We start from the raw sequence: 2,672 nt of genomic DNA on the forward strand, positions 1-2,672 counted from the left end.
GTCTTGGCGTGCAGCGCCGCACCGGGGCTGTGCCGGCGCGGTGGGTGGGGGAAGGCCCATTGTACGTGGCTGGCGGGGTGAGGTCCCGTCGGCGCGATCTGTCGCGTTCTGCATAGCCGGGTGAGGGCGGCCAGTGCGCCATGGGTATGCGCCCTCTGCCAGCCAACCCCTTACGTTTCGGGCCATTGCGCGCGTTTGGCCGCAGCATGCACGCCGTGATGGACGCCGCAATGAAGTGCAGAGGGTGTGGGGCGTTGCTAGGTTCGGGCCACATCCATGGGCGAAGGATTGCAGGGTGGCAAGGACGTTGATTGTGGTGGGTGATGCAACCACGGGCGGTGGCAGGGTCATCTGCGGATCGCCGGTTACCGACATCGAGGGCATGCCGGTTGCGCGGGTGGGTGACAAGGCCACCTGCCCCAAGCACCAGCGCGTGGCCACCATCGTCAGTGGCGACATCACGCTGACGTTTGAAGGCCAGCCCGTCGCACGCCATGGCGACAGGCTCTCGTGCGGCTGCTCGCTGATTGCCGGCAAGCAATTCCGCGTCTATGTGGACATGGGCGGGGGAGGTGGCGGGGCTGACGGTGTCTGGCCCGCCGCTGCTGCCTCGGATCTGGGCCCGTTGCCCGTAGCGCTGCAGGCTGCCAAGGAGCCCGTGTGTGAGGAATGCCTGCTGGCCGCTTCGCGCTCCGGCGCACCGTTCCTGGGGCGCTGAATGAATCGATACGTGATTGTCGACGCAGCGGCGTACGCCGACACGCCCAAGGCGCTGGCCTGGTACGCCCAGGACCTGCCGCACCGGTCCCTGTTGGCGCGCCAGCCCGAGGCTGCGCACGCATCCGTCGGCCCGTGGCTGCTGCAGTTGCCCGCGCAGTCCCACACCCAGGTGGATGGATGGTTGCGGGCGCTGGAACTGGACAAGCCGGTCGTGGCCTGGCTGCGCAGTGAGGTCGGCTTTGAAGCCGTGTTCCAGCACCTGGAGGCCTGCCTGGACCTGCGCCGCCCCAACGGCACGCTGGCACTGCTGCGCTACTGGGATGGCCGCGTGTTCCTGCGCTTGCAGCGGGCCTTCACGCTGCAGCAGCGCAGGCAGCTGATGGGCCCGCTGCGGCAGTGGCGCTTCCAGATGCTGGGCCAGCACTACGCCCTGGAACGTGACGCGTTGTATGCAGCGGAGACCGGTTGATGTTTGAGATCAACGAGGAACAGGAGGCCCTGCTGCGCCTGCCTGACCCTTCCACTTTTTTCCCGTTGTTGTGCCGGGAGATTCGCGAGGAATACCCCGGCAGCGTCGGTCATCTGAGCGATGGCGCATTGATGGATGAGGTGGTGCGAAGCCATGACCATGCAGCCTATGTGCTGCGCATCACCCATCTGCCGGTGCTGGTGCGCTGGGTGAAGGCGGACGTGGCATGGGCGCGCGGTTTGCGGGCCGTCCCGGCAGCGGACATGTGGATGCGCAGCGCAGAGAACCCGAATCTGGCAGCGGCGGATCTGCTGTCGAATCTGGCAGGTCACTAGGAGCAACAATGGGCACCAGAATCATCGGCCCGCGGCCCTGGCTTGGGCCCGGCATGGGAGCCGGTAATGGCGGCGTGGATGAAGACGGCAATCCAGTGGAACCCTATGGCGGGCCGACCACCGGTGACGTGGCCGATGGCATTCGCGATGTGGTGGGCGATATCCAGCAGCGGGTGCGCGGTAAAGCCAAGCCGGATGCGCGCGCTGAGCCGACGGCCAAGGCGCGGGAGGTGGACTGCTCGCAGATGCCCGACGAGACCGCGTGCAACGAGTGCCTGCTGAAGGAGGGGTTCATTGGTCCACCCCGAACTGGGCGCTATGTCACCCGGCGCAATCTGATCAATTACGAGTACCAGCTGTACATCGCCAACCTGCGCTCGGCACCGCTGCGGTTCGGTTTCATGGTGGCAGACAAGGCCGATCCGGCGCGGACGTTCTTCTCAGTGGATACGTTGTTTGACTATCTGCACCGGAAGGGCTTCTCCCGTACCGTGCAGGAGTGGCACTTCAACGCCTGTGAGTTTGATGGGTTCTGGTTGAAGGACTGCACGGTGGTGGAGGCGAAGGGGAGGTATGACCATTTTTTGAATGAAGCAGGACTTCCCAGGTATGAGTTTGTGGAGCATGGAGTGTTCAGGCCTTGGGGGGTGCAGATGAACAGGCAGCGCGGCGCTATCGGTGTTGCTGGTCGGCAGGCAAAGCTACTGTGGTGCTTCATGCAGCATCGAACGATGGCGGCAGCCATTGAAACGGAATACGTCGATCCAATGCTTTGCAGGCACATACCATTCCGTGGAGATATTTGATGATTGTCAGTGCTCAAACAAACATGCGAACGGATCCTGTTTCTCGAACACCTGACCAGTTGCTCAGTTTGGCGGTACAGGCGACGCAACGTCTCGCGCCGCTTCACCCGTTAATGGCACGGTGGTATGCGCTGCCATCGAACGCAAAGGAAAAGTCAATACCGTTTGAGAATACTGGTGCGATCCTCGCCAGGATGGAGCGGAATATCGAGAAGGATCGAGACAGATTTGGGGATTTCGATGAGCTGGGCGCTTCACTGTTGCTGGCCAACGTAGACAATGATCGTGATTGGCGCACGCCAGGCCTTGTCGTGCTCGGCTTGGATCCCACACTTGGCTCCC

General features: G+C 63.2%; 5 protein-coding genes. All 5 read left to right on the forward strand.

Annotation, left to right across the window (positions count from 1 at the left end; all coding sequences use genetic code 11):
• The first annotated feature begins 295 nt into the window (after positions 1–295).
• Entirely contained in the window at positions 296–718 is a 423-nt protein-coding gene (locus ACFQ6N_RS40210) for a PAAR domain-containing protein (protein WP_053450306.1), read from the forward strand.
• A gap of 12 nt (positions 719–730) precedes the next feature.
• On the forward strand, positions 731–1,189 hold the full coding sequence (locus ACFQ6N_RS40215; RefSeq protein WP_362554038.1) for a DUF4123 domain-containing protein: 459 nt from the start codon (positions 731–733) through the stop codon (positions 1,187–1,189).
• Complete coding sequence (locus ACFQ6N_RS40220) at positions 1,189–1,524, forward strand: hypothetical protein (protein ID WP_053450304.1); 336 nt, start codon at positions 1,189–1,191, stop codon at positions 1,522–1,524. Before ACFQ6N_RS40215 ends, ACFQ6N_RS40220 begins: the two co-directional genes overlap by 1 nt.
• Positions 1,525–1,532: 8 nt before the next feature.
• Positions 1,533–2,330 carry a Tox-REase-5 domain-containing protein gene (locus tag ACFQ6N_RS40225; protein ID WP_053450303.1) on the forward strand — a complete coding sequence of 266 codons (798 nt, stop codon included), beginning with the start codon at positions 1,533–1,535 and terminating at the stop codon, positions 2,328–2,330.
• The coding region (locus ACFQ6N_RS40230) for a hypothetical protein (protein WP_380659117.1) at positions 2,330–2,672 on the forward strand (343 nt) is incomplete at its 3' end. The genes ACFQ6N_RS40225 and ACFQ6N_RS40230, both read left to right, overlap by 1 nt.

This window comes from Kitasatospora sp. NPDC056446 (assembly GCF_042796115.1).
GTDB lineage: Bacteria > Actinomycetota > Actinomycetes > Streptomycetales > Streptomycetaceae > Kitasatospora.

What these genes read in the sequence shown, in the direction of transcription:
- ACFQ6N_RS40220 (WP_053450304.1), top strand. Translation starts at nt 1,189, where the DNA reads ATGTTTGAGATCAACGAGGAACAGGAGGCCCTGCTGCGCCTGCCTGAC.
- ACFQ6N_RS40225 (WP_053450303.1), top strand. Translation starts at nt 1,533, where the DNA reads ATGGGCACCAGAATCATCGGCCCGCGGCCCTGGCTTGGGCCCGGCATG.